This window comes from Mesorhizobium sp. P2_E7, assembly GCF_056403855.1.
Genome location: NZ_JBFUER010000021.1, coordinates 1 through 564 on the forward strand (window position 1 = coordinate 1; position 564 = coordinate 564).

General features: G+C 65.7%; 1 protein-coding gene. It reads left to right on the top strand.

Annotated features, from left to right (window positions below):
• Positions 1 to 564 (top strand): Ig-like domain-containing protein (locus AC1DYC_RS31115; RefSeq protein WP_477411477.1); only part of this gene is annotated, 564 nt, incomplete at both ends.

Sequence of the window (564 nt, forward strand, 5' to 3'; positions counted from 1 at the left end):
CCACAACACCTCGGCGGTGACCTTCACCTTCTCCGAGGTGCCAACCGGCTTCGATACGGGCGACATCACGGTGGCGGGCGGCTCGATCTCCGGCCTGGCGCAGGATCTTGTCGGCGATCCGTCGGGCAAGACCTACACCGCGACCTTCACGGTCGCCGACAACTCGACGACGCCGGTGTCGATCTCGGTGGCGGCCAACACCTTCACCGACCCGGTCGGCAACGACAACACGGTGTCCAACACCGACACSGCGACGGTCGACACCGTCAATCCGACGGTTGTGGTCGCTCTCGACCGCACCAGCTTCGACGACCACMACAACACCTCGGCGGTGACCTTCACCTTCTCCGAGGTGCCAACCGGCTTCGATACGGGCGACATCACGGTGGCGGGCGGCTCGATCTCCGGCCTGGCGCAGGATCTTGTCGGCGATCCGTCGGGCAAGACCTACACCGCGACCTTCACGGTCGCCGACAACTCGACGACGCCGGTGTCGATCTCGGTGGCGGCCAACACCTTCACCGACCCGGTCGGCAACGACAACACGGTGTCCAACACCGACAC